General features: G+C 64.0%; 20 protein-coding genes. 6 read left to right on the forward strand and 14 right to left on the reverse strand.

Annotated features, from left to right (window positions below):
* Nucleotides 1-110 precede the first annotated feature (110 nt).
* From FJ951_RS09640 to FJ951_RS09665, 6 genes are all read right to left on the reverse strand, one after another.
* On the reverse strand, nt 111-1,295 hold the full coding sequence (locus FJ951_RS09640; RefSeq protein WP_140514728.1) for a mandelate racemase/muconate lactonizing enzyme family protein: 1,185 nt from the start codon (nt 1,293-1,295) through the stop codon (nt 111-113).
* The gene (locus tag FJ951_RS09645; RefSeq protein ID WP_140514729.1) at nt 1,292-2,398 is read right to left on the reverse strand and encodes a mandelate racemase/muconate lactonizing enzyme family protein; all 1,107 of its coding nucleotides are present in this window, start codon (nt 2,396-2,398) and stop codon (nt 1,292-1,294) included. Before FJ951_RS09645 ends, FJ951_RS09640 begins: the two co-directional genes overlap by 4 nt.
* Nucleotides 2,399-2,427: 29 nt before the next feature.
* The gene (locus FJ951_RS09650; protein ID WP_140497917.1) at nt 2,428-3,120 is read right to left on the reverse strand and encodes a GntR family transcriptional regulator; all 693 of its coding nucleotides are present in this window, start codon (nt 3,118-3,120) and stop codon (nt 2,428-2,430) included.
* 176 nt (nt 3,121-3,296) lie between these two features.
* Complete coding sequence (locus tag FJ951_RS09655) at nt 3,297-4,451, reverse strand: efflux RND transporter periplasmic adaptor subunit (protein WP_140514731.1); 1,155 nt, start codon at nt 4,449-4,451, stop codon at nt 3,297-3,299.
* Between the two features lie 15 nt (nt 4,452-4,466).
* Entirely contained in the window at nt 4,467-7,643 is a 3,177-nt protein-coding gene (locus FJ951_RS09660; RefSeq protein ID WP_140514947.1) for a multidrug efflux RND transporter permease subunit, read from the reverse strand.
* Complete coding sequence (locus FJ951_RS09665; protein ID WP_140497921.1) at nt 7,637-7,885, reverse strand: hypothetical protein; 249 nt, start codon at nt 7,883-7,885, stop codon at nt 7,637-7,639. The genes FJ951_RS09660 and FJ951_RS09665 overlap by 7 nt, the downstream gene beginning before the upstream one ends.
* Before the next feature lie 245 nt (nt 7,886-8,130).
* Here FJ951_RS09665 and FJ951_RS09670 point away from each other — a divergent pair, with 245 nt between their 5' ends.
* A complete protein-coding gene (locus FJ951_RS09670) occupies nt 8,131-8,724 on the forward strand; it encodes a TetR/AcrR family transcriptional regulator (protein ID WP_140497923.1) in 594 nt (197 codons plus the stop codon).
* A 332-nt stretch (nt 8,725-9,056) separates the two neighbouring features.
* Here the strand turns inward: FJ951_RS09670 and FJ951_RS09680 are convergent, their stop codons facing one another.
* The 5 genes from FJ951_RS09680 to FJ951_RS09700 all read right to left on the reverse strand — a co-directional run bounded on the left by FJ951_RS09680 (nt 9,057) and on the right by FJ951_RS09700 (nt 14,461).
* Nucleotides 9,057-10,079 (reverse strand): LacI family DNA-binding transcriptional regulator, encoded by a 1,023-nt coding sequence (locus FJ951_RS09680; RefSeq protein ID WP_140514733.1) that lies wholly within the window; start codon nt 10,077-10,079, stop codon nt 9,057-9,059.
* 116 nt (nt 10,080-10,195) lie between these two features.
* A complete protein-coding gene (locus FJ951_RS09685) occupies nt 10,196-10,987 on the reverse strand; it encodes an ATP-binding cassette domain-containing protein (protein ID WP_140497927.1) in 792 nt (263 codons plus the stop codon).
* Nucleotides 10,988-10,990: 3 nt separating this feature from the next.
* The gene (locus FJ951_RS09690; protein ID WP_140497929.1) at nt 10,991-11,977 is read right to left on the reverse strand and encodes an ABC transporter permease; all 987 of its coding nucleotides are present in this window, start codon (nt 11,975-11,977) and stop codon (nt 10,991-10,993) included.
* A gap of 119 nt (nt 11,978-12,096) precedes the next feature.
* On the reverse strand, nt 12,097-13,032 hold the full coding sequence (locus tag FJ951_RS09695) for a substrate-binding domain-containing protein (RefSeq protein WP_140497931.1): 936 nt from the start codon (nt 13,030-13,032) through the stop codon (nt 12,097-12,099).
* Nucleotides 13,033-13,303: 271 nt separating this feature from the next.
* Nucleotides 13,304-14,461: a fumarylacetoacetate hydrolase family protein gene (locus tag FJ951_RS09700; RefSeq protein WP_140514735.1), complete on the reverse strand. Its 1,158-nt coding sequence runs from the start codon at nt 14,459-14,461 to the stop codon at nt 13,304-13,306.
* Between the two features lie 274 nt (nt 14,462-14,735).
* Between FJ951_RS09700 and FJ951_RS09705 the strand changes: the two genes are divergently transcribed.
* The 3 genes from FJ951_RS09705 (at nt 14,736) to FJ951_RS09715 (ending at nt 16,424) form a co-directional block, all read left to right on the forward strand.
* Nucleotides 14,736-15,368: a 2'-5' RNA ligase family protein gene (locus FJ951_RS09705; RefSeq protein WP_140514736.1), complete on the forward strand. Its 633-nt coding sequence runs from the start codon at nt 14,736-14,738 to the stop codon at nt 15,366-15,368.
* Nucleotides 15,369-15,499: 131 nt separating this feature from the next.
* Nucleotides 15,500-15,853, forward strand: a complete 354-nt coding sequence (locus FJ951_RS09710) for a nuclear transport factor 2 family protein (RefSeq protein ID WP_140497937.1) — start codon at nt 15,500-15,502, stop codon at nt 15,851-15,853.
* 217 nt (nt 15,854-16,070) lie between these two features.
* A complete protein-coding gene (locus FJ951_RS09715; protein WP_140514738.1) occupies nt 16,071-16,424 on the forward strand; it encodes an ArsC family reductase in 354 nt (117 codons plus the stop codon).
* Between the two features lie 186 nt (nt 16,425-16,610).
* Here the strand turns inward: FJ951_RS09715 and FJ951_RS09720 are convergent, their stop codons facing one another.
* From FJ951_RS09720 to FJ951_RS09730, 3 genes are read right to left on the reverse strand one after another with little or no spacing between them, the layout of a single operon-like run.
* Nucleotides 16,611-16,964, reverse strand: coding sequence for a DUF488 domain-containing protein (locus tag FJ951_RS09720; RefSeq protein WP_140514740.1), 354 nt, complete (start codon nt 16,962-16,964; stop codon nt 16,611-16,613).
* Nucleotides 16,965-16,987: 23 nt separating this feature from the next.
* On the reverse strand, nt 16,988-18,244 hold the full coding sequence (locus tag FJ951_RS09725; protein ID WP_140514741.1) for an aminopeptidase: 1,257 nt from the start codon (nt 18,242-18,244) through the stop codon (nt 16,988-16,990).
* The gene (locus tag FJ951_RS09730) at nt 18,241-19,233 is read right to left on the reverse strand and encodes a LysR substrate-binding domain-containing protein (protein ID WP_140514743.1); all 993 of its coding nucleotides are present in this window, start codon (nt 19,231-19,233) and stop codon (nt 18,241-18,243) included. Before FJ951_RS09730 ends, FJ951_RS09725 begins: the two co-directional genes overlap by 4 nt.
* Before the next feature lie 93 nt (nt 19,234-19,326).
* Here FJ951_RS09730 and FJ951_RS09735 point away from each other — a divergent pair, with 93 nt between their 5' ends.
* Both FJ951_RS09735 and FJ951_RS09740 read left to right on the forward strand, forming a co-directional pair.
* A complete protein-coding gene (locus FJ951_RS09735) occupies nt 19,327-19,527 on the forward strand; it encodes a hypothetical protein (RefSeq protein WP_140497946.1) in 201 nt (66 codons plus the stop codon).
* Nucleotides 19,528-19,603: 76 nt separating this feature from the next.
* Nucleotides 19,604-20,764, forward strand: coding sequence for a YbfB/YjiJ family MFS transporter (locus tag FJ951_RS09740; protein WP_140514745.1), 1,161 nt, complete (start codon nt 19,604-19,606; stop codon nt 20,762-20,764).
* Nucleotides 20,765-20,858 lie beyond the last annotated feature (94 nt).

The following is a 20,858-nucleotide window of genomic DNA, read 5'->3' on the forward strand; positions in this document are numbered from 1 at the left end:
GGCGTGGACGTGCCGGTTTCTGGGCTGCACTGCTTCCTCTGGTCCGTGGCCACCCTTTCCGATCGGGATCGCGGTGGCTGGCTTCTTCTGTTTTGGCCGGCCGCCCTCATCTAGTTCAGCGGCAAACGACGGTAAGTTCCGGGCTTTGCCGGATCGTGATATTTGTTGCAGGGCCCGTTCTCGGCGAAGTCGCGATGGCAGGCAGCGAGCCGTTCTCGCGACAATGTGATGCCGAGACCGGGCCCCTCCGGCACAGGCACGACATTGTTCCTCGGGCAAAACGGTCCTTCCTCGGTGATGTCGGTCGGTTGCATGCGAAACAGCGACTGGTTCGGTTCCCGTATCCAGCCGAGCGCCGCGCATAGATGCAGGTAGGCGGCGCTGCCGATGCCGCTGTCGCCGCTGTAGCACCAGAAATCGATGCCGGCGTGCTCGCAGGCGCCGACGAAGCGCAGCATGCGGCCGATGCCGCCATGCGCGGTTGGATTGCCGACAAAGGCGTCGGGCACCTTGAGGTCCATGGCGCGGGCGATGTCGATGTTGTGGGTCGAGAACGGGATCGAGCAATGGCGCCTGAGTTCGCGCATCTCCTCGATCGTCGCCACTGGATCCTCCCAATTGCGCACGCTAAGCTCTTCCAGCGGCCGCGTCAGTCGCCGGGCGGTGCTGAGCGAATAGGCCTGGTTGGAATCGATGCGGATCATTGCATCGTCGCCGAGCTTCCTGCGGATCAATTCGATCATCTTCAGCGAGATTTTTGGATCCTGCGTCGAGAACTTCCCTTCGAAGAAGGTCGTTCCGTGGGTCTCATGAAGCTCGACGCAGTAGTCGGCGACTTCCTCCGCTGTCGTCTCGCCTTTCACGCTTGGCCCGTCGCCGCGCAGCGAAAAGTAATCGGTGAACGGGATCTCCTTGCGCACGGCGCCGCCGAGCAGTTGGTAGAGCGGCTGGTTCCACACCTTGCCGCGCAGGTCCCAGAGCGCCATCTCGATCGCGCCGAAGGCCATGATGCGGGTGCGGTCGTTGATCGACTGCACGCCGGTCCAGTAGGGGAGGCAGACATGCTCGGCGCCGGCGATGTCGAAGGCGTCGCGGCCCACGAGCCGCGGTGCCAGGATGTCGTTGATGATCGCGGCTGCCGCCGGTATCGGTGCTTCGCCGAGGCCGATCAGGCCATCTTCGGTCTCCACTTCGACAATGGTCGGCGAGAAGCCGTCGAGTTCACCGAACACCCAGGCGTAAGGCGCCTCGAGCCTGAGGTTGATCGGCGTCGCCTTGATGCCGCGGATTTTCACCGGCCGACCTCGAAGAAGGGTTTGCCGAGAAGATCCGGGACCACGTCGATGCCCAGGCCTGGACCATCCGGAACGCCCATGCGGCTGCCCGTGACCGGCGGCTTGTTCGACGCCGTGCGCACCGTCACCCATTCGTGGAACGCGATGGCGTGCAGGCGGCGCTCCTGCGGCGTCGACAGCGACAGATGCGCCATGGCTGCCGTGTCGATCTCGGCGCCGCCGGTATCCTCGACGGTGATCATGAAGCCGAGGTCGACGGCGACATCGCGGATCAGCCGGGTCCTGCTGACGCCGCCGAGCCGCGAGATCTTCAGCGTCAGCCCGTCGGCCGCGCCTCGGCGATGGATTTCCAGCATGTCCTCGAGCGAGGTGACGGATTCGTCGAGCACCATCGGCTTGTCGAGCATGCGGCGCACCGACATGTTTTCCTCGATCGTCGTGCAGGGTTGCTCGAATGTGTAATCGATCGAGCGCGTCGCATCAGCGAACTGGCGCGCCTGGTAGGGCGTCCAGCCGGCATTGGCGTCGCAGAAGATGACAGTGTCTTTCGGCACTGAGGCGGCGACCGCCGTGACGCGTTCGATGTCGTCGCGAACGTTGCCGCCGACCTTGACCTGCAGCCGGTGGAAGCCGTCCTGGACGATGCGCTCGGCCAGTGCGGCCATGGCATCGACGCTGCCATGGGTGACGACCTTGTAAAGCTCGGCCGTATCGCTCTCCTTGCCGCCCAGCATCGTCACCAGCGGCACGTCGGCGGCACGCGCGGCGAGATCCCAGCAGGCCATGTCGAGCGCCGACTTGATATAGGGATGGCCCTTGAAGACGGTGTCCATCAGGCGGCCGATGCCGGCGAGGCCGCGTGGGTCGTGGCCGATGAGGTGCGGGGCGATCTCCATAACGCCGGCACGGGCGCCCGCCGGGAAGGCGGCCGAATAGAAATTGCCGAGCGGCGCCATCTCGCCCCAGCCGGTGATGCCGTCATCGGAGGTGATCGATACGATCACTGCGTCGAAGGCGTCGGCGACGCGCCCCTTCGACATGCGGTAGGGCCCGTCCACGAAGGGCTGCACGACATGGTAGGCTTTGATGGTTGCGATCTGCACGTTAATGTCCGTTGTCCGCTGGGGAAGGATCAGGCGCCTTTCGACGGGCGCCGTTCGAGAGCGCGCGCGTAGGCAAGAAGCTCTTCGAAGTCGTGGTCTATATGCTCGCGGGCGTGGCGCTGGGCAGCGCGCATGTCGTCGCCCTTGAGCAGCCGCACGTAAGTCTCGTGAACGTTCTCGGCAGGCACCGCTTCGTTGCGTGCCTGCTGGTGCAGGGCAAAATACATCTGCAACCGGCTGGTCAGCCGTTGCCATGTTTCCAAAAGAACGGAATTGTCGGCCCATTCGTGAATCAGGCCATGCAGTTGCAGCGCGGTTTCGATCTGCCTTGTGGTGTCGCGGTCGCGCGTCGCCTGCTTCACCGCCTCATGGCGCCGGTCGAGCTCATCGAAAAAGCGCCGATCGCGCAGCTCCCATGTCCGCTCGATGGCGAATTCGTCGAGCACCTTGTTGAGCGAGTAGACATCGTCGATGTCCTTGGCGGTGACATTGATGACGAAGGTGCCGGCATAGGGGATGCTGGTCAGGATGCCTTCCTGCACCAGCTCGCGCATCGCTTCGCGCAAAGGCGCGCGGCTGACGCGCATCTGCTCGGAAATCCGCAGCTCGTTGAGCTTCTGGCCCGGCTCCAACTGGCCGGTCAGGATTGCCCGTCGCAGCAGCGCCACGATCTCCGCGCGTCGGGTCGTATCCGCGATTGGACTGAAATCCGCCTTTGCCATCCCGGCCACTCCCGACGAAACAAGGGCAAGACAAGCAGATTGTCGACAATCTAACAAGGACTTTTGCGGCTTTTTTCACATGGCCGGTACTGGTCGGGCGGAGCTGCTCGCAAAAGCGGCGCCCGCGACCTGTGGGAAGGCCGGGGCGCCGCGCTGAAACCGGGCCTGCGGGGGAGTCAGGTGGCCGGTTTCTGTGGCAGTGGCGAAATCGGCATTCCAGGGCCGATCTTCTGCAGATTGCCTGTTATCACCTGGTCGCCTTCCGTGACTCCGCTCAGGATGGCCACCAGGTCGCCGCTGGTCGGCCCGGTCGAGACCAGCCGCTGGTCGACCGTGTTGCCCTTGCCGACGACGTAGAGATATTTGCCGAGCTGGCTCGAACCCAGTGCCACCTGCGGCACCATCAGCGCATCGGGCTGCTGTTTGACGTGCAGCCGGACGCGGACATATTGGCCAGGCAGCAGCGCGAACTTGGCGTTGCCGATGGTGGCGCGCGCGGTGATGGTGCCGGTCGAATGGTCGATCGTGTTGTCGATGAAGGTGAGTTCACCCTTCTGATGGGCTTCGGTCTCGCCCGGGAGCAGCACCTCGACCTCGATCGGGCCGGCGGCACGAGCTTCCTCGATCTGCGCCAGATCGCTCTCGCTCGGATTGAAGGTTACATAGATCGGGTCGAGCTGCACCAGCGTGTTGAGCACCGTGCCGGCGACGCTGACCAGCGTGCCGATCGAGGCCTGGTTACGGCCGATGCGGCCTGCGAAGGGAGCGCGAATCTCCGAATAGCTCAAATTGAGCTCGGCCGAGCGGACCGCCGCCTGGTTGAGCGCCAGCGACGCCTGCGCCTCGCGCAAGGTGCTGGTGCGCTGGTCGAAGCTGTCCTTGGCCAGATAGCCGCTCTTGGCGAGCTCGGTGCCGCGGCCGAGATTGGAGCGGGCATAGTCGAGCGTCGCTGTATCACGCTGCACCTGCGCCTTCGCCTGGTCGAGCGCCGCCTGGAAGTCCTGCGGCGCGATCCTGTAGAGGAGGTCGCCTTTCCTGACGTCGGCGCCGTCTTCGGCGGCTTGCTCTTCCAGGTAGCCCGGCACTCTGGCCTGCAGCGTGACGCTGCGGATCGGTTCGGTGCGAGCGGCATAGTCGAGATAGATCGGGATCGTCTTCTTCACCACGCTGGTCACCGGCACCGGCATGACGAATGCCGCGGGAGCGGGCGTTGCCGCTCCGGCCGTGCCGGCATTGAGGCTGAGGCTGCCCATATCGAGCAGGTGAACGCTCGCCACCGAGATTGCGCCCAGCGCGACAGCGGCGCCCAAAGCGATTTTCCATTTACGCATGTTCAGTCTCCAATCTTATTCGGCCGCTTGCGCCATGGGCGGCAAGGCGGGTTCGGCAGTTGGTTCGGAATGCAGGGAAGCGGGCTCGTCGCCGCCGCGCCGTTCGCGCAGCTGTTCGATGACCGCATAGAAGACCGGCACGAACACCAGCGACAGGATGGTCGCCGCCACCATGCCGCCGAAGACGGTGGTGCCGATCGATTGACGGCTGGCAGCACCGGCGCCGGTCGCGAACATCAGCGGCAGCACGCCCAGGATGAAGGCGAAGGCCGTCATCAGGATCGGCCGCAGCCTCAGCCGTGCCGCTTCCATCGCCGCTTCGACGATGCTGAGGCCTTCTTCGCGCCGTCGCCGGGCGAACTCGACGATCAGGATGGCGTTCTTCGCCGCCAGGCCGATCAGCATGACGAAGCCGATCTGCGAGTAGACGTCGATCTGCATGCCGCGCACCCACAGCACCACGAACGCGCCGAACAAGGCGAGCGGCACTGCCAGCAGCACCATGAACGGCATCGCCCAGCTCTCATATTGCGCCGCCAGGATCAGGAAGACGAAGACGATGGCGAGGCCGAAGACGACCGACGCGATCGATCCCGCCTTGAGCTCCTGGAAGGTGATGCCGGTCCATTCGAAGCCGAAATCCCTTGGCAGAGCCGTGGCGGCGGCCCGCTCCATGGCGGCGACCGCCTGGCCCGACGAATAGCCGGGCGCGGCGCCGCCATTGATCGAGGCCGAGGCGTTGTTGTTGTAGTGCGGCACCGTTTCCGGGCCGACGAACGGCACCAGCTTGCCCAGCGTGCTGAGCGGCACCATGCCGCCGGAGGCATTGCGCACATAGAGCCGCGAAATGTCGGCCGCACCCGCGCGTGCATCCTTGTCGGCCTGGATGGTCACCCGGAAGGTGCGGCCGAACAGGTTGAAGTCGTTGACGTAGAGCGAGCCGAGATAGATCTGCAGCGTGTTGAAGACGTCCGGCAGGTTGAGCCCGAGCAGCTTCGCCTTGGCGCGGTCGAGGTCGTAGTTGAACTGCGGCGTCGAGGTCGAGAATGGCGAGAAAAGCTGCTGCGGGTTGATTTCCGGCTGCTTGCGCGCCTCGGCGATCACGGCTTGCGTCGCGTCGTTGAGCGCGGTGCTGCCGCGGCCGGTAAGGTCCTCGACGACGAATTCGAAGCCGCCCGTGGTGCCGATACCCGGGATCGAGGGCGGATCGAAGGAGAGCGCGAACGCCTCCGGGATCTGCATCAGCTTGCCGCGCACGTCGGCGACGAGCTTGGAGGCGCTCTGGTCGGGACCGCGCTCCTCCCACGGCTTGAGGATGGCGAATTCGACCGCGGAATTCGACTGCGCAGCGCTGGTCAGGAAGTTCAGGCCGCTGATCGAGCCGACGATGTCGACGCCGGGCGTCGATTGCAGGATGTCGCGCGCCTTCTGCGCCACCGCGTCGGTGCGTTCCAGTGAAGCGCCGTCGGGCAACTGGATGACGACGAAGAAATAGCCCTGGTCCTCGACCGGAAGGAAGGTCGAGGGAAGCTTCGCCCAGACGAAATAGGTGGCGACCAGCCCGGCCGCGAACAGGCCGAGCATGATCCAGCGCAAACGGATGAGGATGCGCACGCCATTGGCATAGGCATGCGACAGCCTGTCGAAGCCCGTATTGAACCAGCGGAACAGCACGAATTGCGTGCCTTGGCGATGGCGCAGGAAGGCGGCGCTCAGCGCCGGGCTCAGCGTCAGCGAATTGAAGGCGGAAATGCCGACCGAGATCGCCACCGTCAGCGCGAACTGGTTGTAGAGGCGTCCCGAAACGCCGGGGATGAAGGCGACCGGCACGAAGACGGCCATCAGCACGGCTGTGGTGGCGATGATCGGACCGGTGACCTCGGCCATGGCGGCTTTCGTCGCTGCCAGCGGTTTCAGCCCGGCCTCGAGCTGTCGTTCGACATTCTCGACCACCACGATGGCATCATCGACGACAAGGCCGATCGCCAGCACCATGCCGAGCAGGGAGAGCATGTTGAGCGAGAAGCCCATCATCTCCATGACGACGAGCGTCGCCACCAGCGACACCGGGATGGCGATCGTCGGGATAATTGTGGTGCGCCAGCTTTGCAGGAAGATGAACACCACGGCGACGACGAGAACCAGAGCCTCGCCGAGCGTGATCAGCACGTCATGCATGGAGGCCGAGACGAAGCGCGTCGTGTCGTAGTGCATGGCATAGCTGACGCCCTTGGGGAAGCGGGCGGACAGCTCCTGCATCTTGTCCTTGACGCGCTGCTGCAGATCGAGCGCGTTGGAGCCGGGCATCTGATAGACGGCGAGCACCACGGTCGGGTCCTTGCCGAAGAAGGCCGACGACGAATATTGCAGGGCGCCGAGCTCGATGCGGGCGACGTCGCGCAGCCGCACCAGCGAACCGGTGGTGGTGTTGGCGCGCACGACGATGTCGCCGAACTCCTTGGGATCGCTCAACCGGCCAACGGCATTGACCTGCATCTCGAAAGCGGTGCCGGCAGGCGCCGGAGACTGGCCGATCTTGCCGGCGGCCACCTGGACGTTCTGCTCGGCAATGGCGTTCTGGACGTCGACGGCGGTGATGCCGAGATTGGCGAGCTTGTCCGGATCGAGCCAGACGCGCATCGAATAGCGCCGCTCGCCGAAGATCTGCACGTCACCGACACCGGGCAGCCGCTTCAGCGGGTCGACCACTTGCAGATAGGCAAGGTTCGACAGTGCCACCGGATCGACGGAACCGTCGGGCGAGGTGAGGTTGACGATGAGGACAAAGTTCGGATTCTGCTTCTTGATCGTCACGCCGCCCTGATTGACGATCGCCGGCAGCGACGAGGCAGCCTGCGAGACGCGGTTCTGGACGTCGACGGCGGCGGTGCTCAGGGAATAGCCGACATCGAAGGTGATGGTGATCGTCGAGGAGCCGTCGTTGGAGCTGGTCGACGACATGTAGGTCATGCCTTGCACGCCGTTGATCTGCTGCTCCAGCGGCGTCGTCACCGTGTCGGCGACCACCTGCGCGCTGGCTCCCGGATAGTGGGCGCTGACCACGACCTGCGGCGGTGTGATGTCGGGAAACTGCGAGACGGGCAGCAGGAAATAACAAATCGTCCCGGCGAGCACCATGATGATGGCGATCGCCGAGGCGAAGATCGGGCGGTGAATGAAGAAGTTTACCACGACACGCACGCCTCTCCGGCTGCTCTTGCCCTGCCGAACGCAGTGGCAACCCTGGACAGCCTCTGGCCGCGTCCGAACTCTTCCGACGAACGGAGCAACGGCACCTCGCCGCGCTGCGAACCGGCAAGCGTGCGCAGCATTGTTTCGAAAGCGCGCGGATCGACCCCGTCGGCTTTCATGACCAGCCGGATCATCGGATCCCGGACGGCTTCATCTATGGTAAGATCGCGGCGCTGTGGCATTGGCCGGCTCCTTGTCTGTCGATTCGCAGCCCATGCTCGCGAACCGTTTTTCATCTCTTCACCGGCCGGAGCCGCATGAAATGCAATTTTTCGCCCGCCCCGATCTGGCCGGACCAGATCACGGTCTTGTTATTGACGGCGGACGCCATAGGTGTTACCAGTAAGTAACATTCTGGAAGTTACAGACCGGTAACACCCTAGTCAAGAGGTGGCCGAGGGATTTTTGGAAACGAAGGAGATCAATGATGACAGACGGCGTCGTGGAGCGTCCTCGTCCCCGGGATCGGATCCTGGAGACGGCGCGCGACATGTTCCACAAGCACGGCATCAAGGGCGTCGGCGTCGACGCCATCACCGAGGCTGCCGGCACGAACAAGATGACGCTCTACCGTCATTTCGAATCCAAGGACGATCTGATCATCGAATGCCTGCGCGCCACCGCATCAAAGGCCGGCGCGATGTGGGACGCATTCGAAGCCGAGCACCCGGGCGACAAGCTCGCGCAACTGCATGCCTGGGTTCGCAAGGCGGCCGAGATGCTTACGGCCGATTGCCGCGGCTGCGACATGGCCAACGCCGCGGTTGAGCTGACTGAACCCGACCATCCGGCCAGGCGCGTGATCAAGGAACTCAAGGAAGCCCAGCGCGAGCGCCTGGTGGCGCTCTGCCGGGGCGCCGGCATCGGCCAGGCCGAACTTCTGGCCGATACGCTTTCGCTGCTGTGCGAAGGCGCGCGCGTGAGCGTGCAGACCGTTGGCACCGAAGGTCCCAGCGCGCAATTGGTGCGCATGGCGGAAGGGTTGATCCAGTCCTTCAGGGGCGGAGCCGCCGCGGGCTGATCCATCGGCAAGGCTCATTGGCGCCGGACAGCGCGTGCGCTTCCGGTTTGCCGTGGCTTTGATGTTGCGTGGATTCCCTGCCGTTCCCGGAAATGTCCGGCATGCAATAAAAAAGCCCGCTGCCGGGAGGAGGTGGCAGCGGGCTCGATTTCGAATGTGGTGCGGGAGGAGGTGCACCCCACTCAGCGCCGGCATCGCATCTGGGAGGAGTAGATGGCCGACAACCAAAAGCTATGAGTTGCCCAATGATTCGGCAATCGTGAATCGTGCATAGCAGCTGTGCAGATTCGCCGTATCGCTCGCGACGTGATCGGAAGGCCTCGCGGCCCGCGTCACTGCACCGGGACGTTTTCCCGGAAGATCAGCCGCGGCTCGATGAATTTCCGCGTCAGGTAGGGCGCCGATGATGCGATCGAGCCAAGCAGGCGGATGACCGATTGCTCGGCGATCAGCCTGGCATTCTGGTCGATGACGACGTCGGCGAGATCGTCGACGAGATAGCCGCGCGTTTCCCTCGTCAGGTCGTGACAGATGAATACCGGCTTGCGGTTGGGCCTGGCCTCCCGGATGGCCTTGGCAACGCCGGAGCGTCCGGCTCCAATGCAATAGATGCCGAGCAGTTCCGGCTCGTTGCGCAGCGCCTTCATGGTTTCGGCATAGCTGGCACCGGTCTCGTCGTTGATCTCGACGGCGCTGCTGACGCTCAGGTTGGGGAACTCCTCGCCGAGCACGGAGCGGAAACCCATCTCACGTTCCTCATGGCCGCGATAGGAGCGCGAGCCGACCACCATCGCCAACTGGCCCTCGCGGTCGGCGAGGAAGCGCCCCATCAGGAGTGCGGCGGTCCGTCCCGCCACCCGGTTGTCTATGCCGACATAGGCCGAGCGTGGTGCGGCCGGAATATCGGACACCAGCGTCACCAGGCGAATGCCGGCCTCGACGATGTCGCGCAGGATGTTGCGCGTCCTGGGATGATCGACGGCGATGACGCCGACGCCGTTGGCTTTCAGCGACAGGTTTTCGACGGCGGTCTGCAAAGCGTTCGGCGAGATTCCGGCGAGGTTGTGGATCCGGCACGAGGCAACGAGCGGCAGGCGCGAGGCATAATCCTCGATATGCCTGGCCAAATCCTGCATGAAGGCGTTGCTGCCGATCGGCAGGAAGAATTCCAGATTGGCCGGCCGCGAGGGGAGCGTTACCTGATCGGCGACCGGCAGATAGCCGAGCTGCTTGGCGGCCTCCATGACGCGCTGCCGGTTGGCCGCGCTGACCCCCTTCCGGTTGTTGAGCACCCTGTCGACCGTCGCCGTCGACAGTTCGCAGTTCCTGGCGATGTCAGAGACGGTGGCTTTCATGCCGCAACCCTATTGCCGATGCGATGGCACGCCAGACGGGCGATTTGAGCGGCGCCGATCGCGCCCATCGCCCGGATGCCCATTCTGCTGTTTCGCCAGGGATGTTGCGCTCGTCCTCAATGCGACCCCTTGCCATCGGCGATGGCGTCGCGGATCTCCTTGTCCGACATGCCGGTGATGACGCGTTCAACCTCCGCCACGCTGGTCGTCTTGGGGTCGATGTCCCCGGCCACCACCTTGCCGCGCCGCATGACGACGATGCGGTCCACCACCTGGAAGACATGGTGGATGTTGTGCGCGATGAAGATGCAGGAATGGCCGGAATCGCGCGCGCTGCGCACGAAGCTCAGCACGCCCTGGGTTTCGGCGACGCCGAGATTGTTGGTCGGTTCGTCGAGGATGATGAGATCGCTGTCGAAATGCATGGCGCGCGCTATCGCCACCGCCTGGCGCTCGCCGCCGGAGAGCGAGCCGATCGGCGTCGTCGGCGGAATGTTCTTGGAAATGCCGACCTGCTTGAGTAGGTCGCGGGCGACCGTGTTCATCGCCTCCTGGTCCATGCGGTTGAGGAAGCGCGGCGGCTTGATCGGCTCGCGCCCGAGGAACAGATTGCGGGCGATCGACAGCTGCGTGACCAGCGCCGAGTCCTGGTAGATGGTCTCTATGCCGTTGGCGATGGCGTCGCTGGTGTTGCGCAGGTTCACCTTCTTGCCGCGGATGAAGATGTCGCCGCTGGTCAGCGGCACCGCGCCCGACAGCACTTTGATCAGCGTCGACTTGCCGGCGCCATTGTCGCCGAGCAGGCCGACGATCTCGCGCTCGTTGACATGGAAATTGGCGTCCACCAGCGCCTGCACGCGCCCGTAGGACTTGCGGATGTTCTGCATGCGGATCAGTGGCTCGGCCATGGTTCACGTCCCTGCCTGATGCCGGCGTTCCAGCCATGAATGAAGCGCCATCATGCCAAGGATGATCGCGCCGATGAAGATGTTGTAGGCAAGGCCGGGCACGCCGATCAGCACGATGCCGTTGCGCATGACGCGCAGGATAAGGATGCCGAGCACGGTGCCGATGATGGTGCCGCGCCCGCCCGTCAGCGCCGTGCCGCCGATCACCACCATGGCGATGACCTCGAGTTCGTAGCCGGTGCCGCTGTTGGGGTTGGCCGCCGAGGTGCGCAGCGAGGAGATGACGCCGGCAAGCGAGGCCATGACCGAGGACAGCACGAACAGGCCGATCTTGACGCGGCTGACATTGACGCCGCGCGCCCTCGCAGCGTTCGGGTTGCCGCCGGCGGCCTGGATCCAGTTGCCGGTGCGGCTTTGCGTCAGCACATAGCCCAGCGCGATGGCCGCGGCGATGAACCAGAACAGCGACATGTAGATGCGGAACGGGCCGATGAAGAAATCGCCGACCAGCGCCTCCGCCAGCCAACTGCCCTCGGCGCTCCAGGTGCGCTGCGGAAAGCCGTCGGTGACGAACAGCGCGGTGCCGCGCACCACCAGGAGCATGCCGAGCGTGACCAGAAAGGACGGGATCTTGAGCTGCGTGACGAACCAGCCATTGACTAGGCCGATGAAGGCGGCGACCAGCAGCGCGAGGACGAAGCCCATCTCCAGCGAGGTGAGGCCGCTGTTGAACAGCGTCCACATCAGCACCGGCGAGAAGCCGAACAGCGAGCCGACGGAAAGGTCGAATTCGCCCGACGTCATCAGCAACGTCATCGCCAGCGCGATCAGCCCGAGCTCGACCGTGAAGGCCAACGTGTTGGAGATGTTCTGGGGTGACAGGAAGTCGTGGTTGAAACCCCAGAAGACGGCGATCTCGACGACGAGCAGCACGAAGGGGCCGAATTCCGGCCGCGCGATCAGGCCTTGGACAAGCGAACGATTTTCCACGTGTAACCCGCGACTGGTTGGAATGGGCCGGACCATCGGGCCGCATCAAACGGCTCGATACCAGGCGAAAGGGCGGGACGCCGCACGCCCGGTGGACGCGCGGCGCTGGAGATCAGGGGCTATTTGCCGGACAGGATCTTGTCGTAGATCTCGGCGGTGTCTTTCTCATAGAGCGCGCCGGTGATGACGTTGAAGCCCGGGGGAATGCCGCTTGCGGCCATGTTGGCGAGCGACAGCGCGACATAGCTGGTCGCTTGCGGATCCTGCCACTGGCCGGCATTGACGTAGCCGTTCAGCACTTCCTGGGTGGTGTCGAGCGAGTTGCCCCAGCCGACGACGGGGATTTCGCCGGGCTTGACGCCGACCTGGTCGAACACGCGTTTGATCGAGCCGGTGACGAGGTCGCCAAGGCCGATGATCGCCTTCACCTTAGCCTTGTTGGCGGTGAGATAGTCGACCATGCGGTTGATCACCTCGGCCTGGTCGAGCGTCGCCTCGGTCACCTCATAGGTGATGCCGAGCGGCTCGAACACGCTCTTGATGCCTTCCTCTTCCTGCACGCCGTAGGTGGCGCCGGGAATCTCGACAGGCATCCAGACGAAGTCGCCCTTCTTCACCAGGCCCTTGTCGACCAGATACTGCGCCCAGTGCTTGCCGAAGGTGACATTGTCGCCGCCGACATAGGCGTTGAAATTGGCCTTGGGATCGGGCGTGTTGAAATTGATGATCGGAATGTTGGCCGCGCGGGCTTCCTTGACGATCTCGACAAGGCTGCCCGGATCGGGGCTGGTGGTGGTGATGCCGTCGGCCTTGGCCGAGATCGCGGCCCGCACCGCCTCCTGCTGCGAGGCGACGTCGCCATTGTGGAACGAGGTGTTGACGGTATTGCCGGTGTCCTTGGCCCATTGCTTGGCGCCGGCAAGGAAGTATGTCCAGACCGGATCGGCCGGGCCGCCATGTGAAATCCAGTAGAACGTCTTGGCCTGCGCCGCCGCCGGAATGACCGTCAGCGCGACCAGCAGGCCGTATAGAACCACTCTTAGCCGTGTCAGCATTTGATTTCCTCCCGTTTGAAACTGATCAGTTCGAAACCGCCCTCTTGATCGGGCAAGACCGCGTCCTCCCCGCCAACGTCGTGTTGGATGATCAGAGCATCCTCTTTTTCGACAAATGGCAAGCCTCCGCCTGTCAGTCGTAGTCGGCGCCTGACGGGGCGCCATCAGCGGTCCCATCAGATTGCATCAGTTCGGATGATTTTCGCGGCAGGCGATACCGGCCTCAAGGGTCGCCGGAGCGATGATTGACCGCCCTCGGGTGAACCCAGAGCTAGAGGAGGCCGGCCATGGCAAGATCGCGCATCAGATGGCTGGCGCCGTAGGTCCAGTGCGGGCAGTCCGGCGACAGTCGCACCCGGTTGACCAGCGCGCCGAATTTCTCCGACGAGATGGTGACGATGTCGCCGACCTTATGGGTGAAACCCTTGCCCTTCTCGCCGCGGTCCTTCGAAGGCACGAACATGGTGCCGAGATAGAGCGCCAGGCCGTCCGGGTACTGGTGATGCGGGCCCATGGCAGCCGCTACGAGCTCTTCGGGAGAGCGGCTGATCTCGGCCATCGAGCTCGCGCCCTCCAGCGAGAACCCGTCCTCACCTTCCACTTTCAGCCGGACCACGGCCCGCTTTACGTCGTCGATGGAGAACGTGCCGTCGAACAGGCGGATGAAGGGGCCGAGCGAGGCGGAGGCGTTGTTGTCCTTGGCCTTGCCGAGCAGCAGCGCGGAGCGCCCTTCGACATCGCGCAGATTTACGTCGTTGCCGATGGTGGCGCCGACGATCCTGCCGCTTGAGGCGGCGATCATGGCGATCTCCGGCTCCGGATTGTTCCAGGTCGAGACGGGATGCAGGCCGACATCGGCGCCGAAGCCGACCGAGGCCATCGGCTGGCATTTGGTGAAGATCTCGGCGTCGGGGCCGATGCCCACTTCCAGATATTGCGACCAGGCGCCGCGTGCGATGAGCTTGGCCTTGATCTCCATCGCTTCCGGCGAACCGGGCTTGAGCTTGGACAGATCGTGGCCGATCAGCCCGGCAATGTCGGCGCGGATGGCGTCGGCCTTTTCCGCCGAACCGCGCGCCTGTTCCTCGATGACGCGTTCCAAAAGGCTGACGACGAAGGTGACGCCCGAGGCCTTGATCGCCTGCAGGTCGACGGGGGAGATGAGATAGGGCCTTGCCGGATCACGCGTGGCTTCGAAACTGTTGGCCGCGATGCCGTCGAGCGAGCCGATCGGCTTGCCCTTGGCCGAGCGCACATAACCGGCCGGATCGGCCATCTCGCAGATATCGCGCACGGTCGGCGCCGTGCTCGACGTGATGTCGAAGACGGTGCCATCACGCACCGTGACCACCAGGGGATGCGAGGCGTCGCTGCTTCTGGCGCGCCCGACAAAAAGGCCTTCGGCGGGCAGATGCATCGGGTTTGTCATGCGTACGGTCCTCTGATCATCAAAAATGCGGCTCGCTGGTTCGGCGCGGCACTTTCACCGGATTCCTGTCAAAGGTCTATCCCGTTTGTGGTGAGCCAGGCGCCATATCTGCCGGCGTCGTCGGCGATTGGCGTACCGCAAGGAAGCACTCCTTCAGGGGTTGGATGCATGCGGCGGTGCGGGAGCCCCAACGCCTGCGTCATTTTTCGGCTTGCGGTTGTTCTCGTTTTGTTCTAATATGCCCAACCTGAGTCAATTGGCGGACGAGATCAGTATGAGTGGGCAACCCGCATTCGGAACCGCGAAGAACGGCCAGGCCTTTTTCCGATGGGAACAGGCCGGGAAGCATTTCCACCGGCTGTTCTTTGCCATCCTCGTCGGCAGCGCGATTGCTGGTCGTCTCGCGCGAAAGGCCATTGCCTTGAACCGTGAGTTCGGATTGCAAGGCTGGCTGGTTCCGGAAAATCACATCCACATCTCGCTTGTCGGGCTCGGCGACCATGAGGAGTACCCGCAGGAGCTGGCAGAGGCCGCCTGTCATATCGGATCGATGATCGTTGCGAAGCCCTTCGAGGTCTCGTTCGATCGCCTGTCGGCTTTTGGCGGTGGTGCACTGGTCCTGCGCGGCAGCGATGGCAATCCGCCGCTGCAGAAGTTCTGGCGTGACCTCACGGCGGTGATCTCGGACAGCCCGCTAAAACCCTTTCTCACCAGGTCCATCGAACCGCATGTTACATTGCTTCGTGATGAAGTGGGCGTTCCCAGCATTCGCGAGCGGTCGATCGATCCGATCGGCTGGACTGTCCGGGATTTTGTGCTGATCCACAGTCTCATTGGGAAGGGCGCCTACAAGCAACCCGGACGTTGGCGGCTGACCGGCCAGGACGATGCACTGCCCGCCATGTGAGAGCCTGGAATCGTCCTCGCATAGTCCGCGCGGTCCATCATCCTGACATGGCATGTCAGCTACCAGACGGCACGACGATGGCAGGCCGCCAACCTTTCCCTATTTGCAATGCGTCTGAACAGGAGGAACACATGACCAACACGGAAATTGCCAAGGATTTCACGGAGCTTCTCAAGCGCGGTGACTACGAAAGTGCTGCCGAGAAATACAACGCCGACGACATCGTCAGCTATGAGGCCATGGAGGGGCCGATGGCCGTCTGCCGCGGCAAGGACGCCGTCAAGCAGAAAGGCCAGTGGTGGCAGGAAAACAACGAAGTCCATGGCGGCTCGGTCGAGGGCCCTTATGTCAACGGCGACCAGTTCGCCGTGCGCTTTACATTTGACATAACGCCCAAGGCCACGGGCCAGCGTGTCACCATGGACGAGGTTGGCCTGTACACGGTCAAGAACGGCAAGATTGCCGAAGAGCGCTTCTATTATTGAGACGGGTTTTCGGCTGTCGGCACATTTCGCCGCATCCTGAGCGGCCAGGATCATGTCCTGGCCGCTATCCGACCTGATGCACATCGTCGTCACGGATCGGCGACCGCGCGCCCGCCATTGAAGAAACTTACTCTTCGACGGTTCTGCCGGGCCGCTGGCAAAGCGCGCCGGGGCTGCTTAATCTGCGGCCAGATTCGAAGTCCGGAAGGCACCTGTTTTGACGATCACCATGTACGGCATCACCACCTGCGACACGATCAGGAAGGCCCGCGTCTGGCTGGATGGCCACGACGTGCCTTACCGGTTCCACGACTATCGGGCCGAAGGCATCGAGGCGGGCAGGCTGGATGGCTGGGTCCGCAAGGTCGGCTGGGAAAAGCTGCTCAATAAGGGCAGCACCACGTTCCGCGAGTTGCCGGACAAGGATAAGCAGGGCCTGGATGAAAGGAAGGCCAAGGCACTGATGCTGGCCAAGCCGACGATGATCAAACGGCCTGTGCTCGAGGTTGGCGACCGCATCCTGGTCGGGTTCAAGCCGGATGTTTATGAGGCGGCGGTGGTCGGGAAGTAGGGCGCGGTACACTCTCAATTCGTCATCCTAGGGCGGAGCAAGGAGCGAAGCGACGCGGCGCAGACCCTAGGATCCATGCCGTTACTTTTGGGCGTCGCAGCCGTGCTGATTCTGCTCCGTTGCATTTCCGGACGGACGTCACGGCATGGATCCTCGGGTCAAGCCCGAGGATGACTAAGGGACAGGTCACTGTCCTCTCAGATACCCCGCCAGTGCCACGGCATTGTTGTGCGCCTCGTCATGGGCGCCGTAGAGCAGCGTCACCTTGCCGTCGCGGAGCAGGGCGCGCAGTTGCGCCACGGCCTCGCCATTGCCTTCCAGTTCGGCACGATACCGCTTCTGGAACTCGGCCCATCGTTCGGGCTCGTGCCCGAACCACTTGCGCAAGTCGGTGCTCGGCGCGATGTCCTTCAGCCATAGCGCCAGCGCGGCATGCTCCTTGCTGACGCCACGTGGCCAGACTCGATCGACCAGGACCCGCTGCCCGTCATCGAACGAGGGTGGTTCATACACCCGCTTGACCGCGATCTCGAAGGCCATCCGCTCTCCTTCGTGCGCTCTCGTCAGGCCCACTCGCCCTTGCGCATGACCGGCACGCGACTGCCGTCCCTGCCGACGCCGTCGATGTCGATCTTGTCCGAGCCGATCATCCAGTCGATGTGGATGAAGCTCTTGTTGCCGCCGCGCTCCGCGATCTCGGCCTGGCTGAGCGAGGCGCCGTCGACGAAGCACTTCGAATAGCACTGGCCGAGCGCGATGTGGCAGGCGGCGTTTTCGTCGAACAGCGTGTTGAAGAACAACAGGCCGCTCGCCGAGATCGGCGAGGAATGCGGCACCAGCGCCACTTCGCCAAGCCGGCGTGCGCCCTCGTCGGTGTCCAGCACTTTCTTCAGCACGTCCTCGCCCTTCGAAGCCTTCGCCTCGACGATCCTGCCGCCCTCGAAACGCACCGAGATCTCGTCGATCAGCGTGCCCTGGTAGGAGAGCGGCTTGGTCGATGAAACATGGCCTTCAACCCGCCGCGCATGCGGCGTGGTGAAGACCTCCTCGGTCGGGATGTTGGGATTGCAGGTGACGCCGTTCTTGGCGGTGGAGGCGCCGCCCATCCACTCATGGCCGTCGGCCAGCCCGACCGTCAGGTCGGTGCCCGGCCCGGTGAAATGAAGCGCATGGAAAGCATGGCCGTTGAGCCATTCGGTGCGGCTGCGAAGGGCGGCATTGTGCGCCTTCCAGTTGCCGATCGGATCTTCCACGTCCACCCGCGAGGCGGCAAAGATGGCGTCGGCGAGCTTGGCCACCGCAACGTCGTCGGCATCATCGGGGAAGACCTGCTTGGCCCAGGCGAGATCGGGATAGGCGACGATGTTCCAGTTGATGTCGAAGCCGGTGATCTTTTCCAGCGCCGGCTGGTAGGCCATCGAATTGGCCTTGTTGGCGCGCGCCACGTTCGCCGGGTCCTGCGCCGACAGGAGCGAAGGATCTTCGCCGCGCACGGCAAGTCGCGCCGCATTGTTGGAGAAGGCTTTGGCCATGCCTTCATAGAGCCAGCCGGCGGCGCGGTCGAAGCCGGCGTCCGCGCCATAACGAAAGCGCGCCAGCGTGATCTCGTCATCGTTGAAGATCGGCGTCACCAGCCCCGCGCCGGCCTTGTAGGCATGCTCGACGATGCGCCGGGTCAGCGGCAGCGCGGCGATGGAGGAGGTCAGCACCAGGTCCTGCCCGGGCTGCAATTGCAGCCCCACTTTGATGGCGACTTCGGCCAGCCTGTCGAGCTTCACCGGGTCGATCGTTGCGGAAACGCCGCGCGAATGTGTGGTCATGATCCTGCCTGCCGTAGTTTGATGTCGGACTCTACATAGACCGGCGCCACGGTGCTTTCCACCGTGATCGCATCGCTCGTGCCCGTCTTCGCGGAGCCGAACCGCGCCATCGTCGCCTCGATCTCTTCCCTGATCCAGAGCTTGAAATCCCGGACCTTGCGGCTTTCGGCCTTGGCGGCGGAGGTCACCAGCCAATAGCCAAGCCCGCTCTGGGCGCGGATCCCGAACGGCGCGACGAGCCGCCCGTCGGCCAGCGCGTCGGCGGCGAGCAACTGCCAGCCCAGCATCACGCCATGGCCGGCAATCGCCGATTCCAGGCAAAGCATCGGATCGGTGAAGCGCGCGCCCTTCAGGAAGGTGACGGGTTCGACACCGGCGGCGTCGAACCAGCTTTCCCAGTTGATCATCGCCCGTTCGTCGGTGATCGCGCAGGTCTGGGCAAGGTCTTCGATCGATTTCAGTTTCTTCGCTATCGAGGGCGCGCAGACCGGGAACACCTCTTGTGCCAAAAGCAACTCCGCCTTGCCGCCCGGCCATGTGCCGTCGCCAAGCCGGATGGCGATATCGATATCGGAATGGTCGAGGTCGGCCAGCCGCACCGAGGCGTCGATGCGCAACAGCACGTTGGGATGCCGGGTGAAGTGATGCGACAGCCGCGGCAGCAGCCATTTCGAGGCGAATGCCGGCGCCACGGAAACCACCAGCGTGCATTGTCGCGCCTCGTCGGCCAGCGCCACGGCCTGGGTGAGCTCGCGGAAACCCGCGCCGAGGCGCATCGCGAACATGGCGCCGAATTCGGTCAGGACCAGCCCCTTGGTCGTTCGCTCGAACACGGCCTGGCCGAGCTGCTGCTCCACGCGCTTTATCTGCTGGCTAACGGCGCTGGCCGAAACGTTGAGTTCGCCGGCGGCCGCGGCGAGCGAGCCGAGACGGGCGACGGTCTCCACGGCGCGAAGGCCGTTGAGGTGGACGCGGTTGAGCATGGCCATTGAGTTTTTCTAAACCAGCGGGGCTGAAATCTCAATTGAAAGTGATGCCGAAAACGCAGACTTTATTCACGGGACAGGCCTGCGGAGGCTGACATGTTGAGGCTGTTATCGTCGCTCAAGATAGTATTCCCTGTGCACGAGCCGCCATACGGTGGCGAAGCGGTCGCCTGGCTGGCCGATCCGCTTGCGCATCCCGTGCTCGACGCCATGTCGGAGCGTGAGCTCGGCGACATACCGTTCCGGCTGACGGCGCGACGCACCGCCCACGAGACGGCGCAAGCGGGCTGCCGCTGATTGGTGCTGACGGTCCGGCGCCTGGCCCAACGCAAGCACGTTGTGTCGCCGGTCTTCGCACTTATTGTGCACCGCGATGACATCCGCCACCTCAACAGCGCTGCGGTTCGCTTTCGCCGGCATGATCGCCATGGCTGTCGCCATGGGCATTGGTCGTTTCGTCTATACGCCGATCCTGCCCGGCATGATGGAAGAACTCCATCTGTCGGCGGCCGATGCGGGCTGGATCGCGTCGGCCAATTATCTCGGCTACCTCGCCGGCGCCTTTGCCGCGGCGGGCGGCTGGGCGCATGGGCGCGAGCGCCTGCTGATGCTGGCCGGCCTCGGCGCCAGCGCCTTGCTTGCCGCGCTGATGGGGCTGTCGGATACGATCGCCGCGTTTCTCGTCATCCGCTTTCTTGCAGGCCTGGCCAGCGCCTTTGTCATGGTGTTCCTGGCCAGCATTGTTTTCAGCCATCTTGCCGCGGCCGGCCGCAGCGATCTGCAGGCGTGGCATTTCGGCGGCGTCGGCCTCGGCATCGCCCTGTCCTCGGTGCTGATGGCGGCCCTGGTCAGCGAACATGCCGGCTGGGCGGCGGGCTGGCTGTGGTCGGCGGCGATCTCGGCTTGTGGCTTCGTCGTCGTGGCGCTGTTGGTGGACAGCGGTCCGCTGGCCAGCGGCGATACCGGCCGCGAGCCGGCGCTGCCAAAAGACCGCTCGCTGACCAAGGTGATCGTCGCTTACGGCTTGTTCGGCTTCGGCTACGTGGTAACGGCTACCTTCCTTGTCGCCATTGTCCGGCAAGGCGGCGGCGGACGCGTGTTCGAGGCGGTGGTCTGGATGGTCACCGGTCTTGCCGGCTTTCCCTCGGTCTGGCTCTGGCAGAAGATATCGGCGCGGATCGGCCTATACGCGACCTATGCGCTGGGATGTTTCGTCGAGGTCGTCGGCATTGTCGCAAGCGTCGCGGTGGGCGGGCGCACCGGGCCGCTGCTCGGCGGCCTGCTCGTTGGCGGCACGTTCATCGCCATCACCGCGCTTGGCCTGCAGACCGCGCGGCAACTGGCGCCACAGGCCCCCCGGCGGACCTTCGCCTTGATGACGGCTTCGTTCGGTCTTGGCCAGATCATCGGCCCGATTGCCGCCGGGCTCCTGGCGCAGGCGTCGGGCGATTTCTTCCTTGCCTCGATCGCCGCCGCGGCCGTTCTGGTCGCCTCCGGCGTCATCATATGGTCGGCCGCGCCAAAATCGCCATGATTGTGGGTTTGCTCGGTGCCGGGCATCGGGCATGGGCATTTTCTTTCCCCCTAATGTGTGACTTTATGCCCGCTGAACTCAGCTGATTTGCGCA

The sequence above is a fragment of the Mesorhizobium sp. B2-2-3 genome (assembly GCF_006442405.1).
GTDB lineage: Bacteria > Pseudomonadota > Alphaproteobacteria > Rhizobiales > Rhizobiaceae > Mesorhizobium.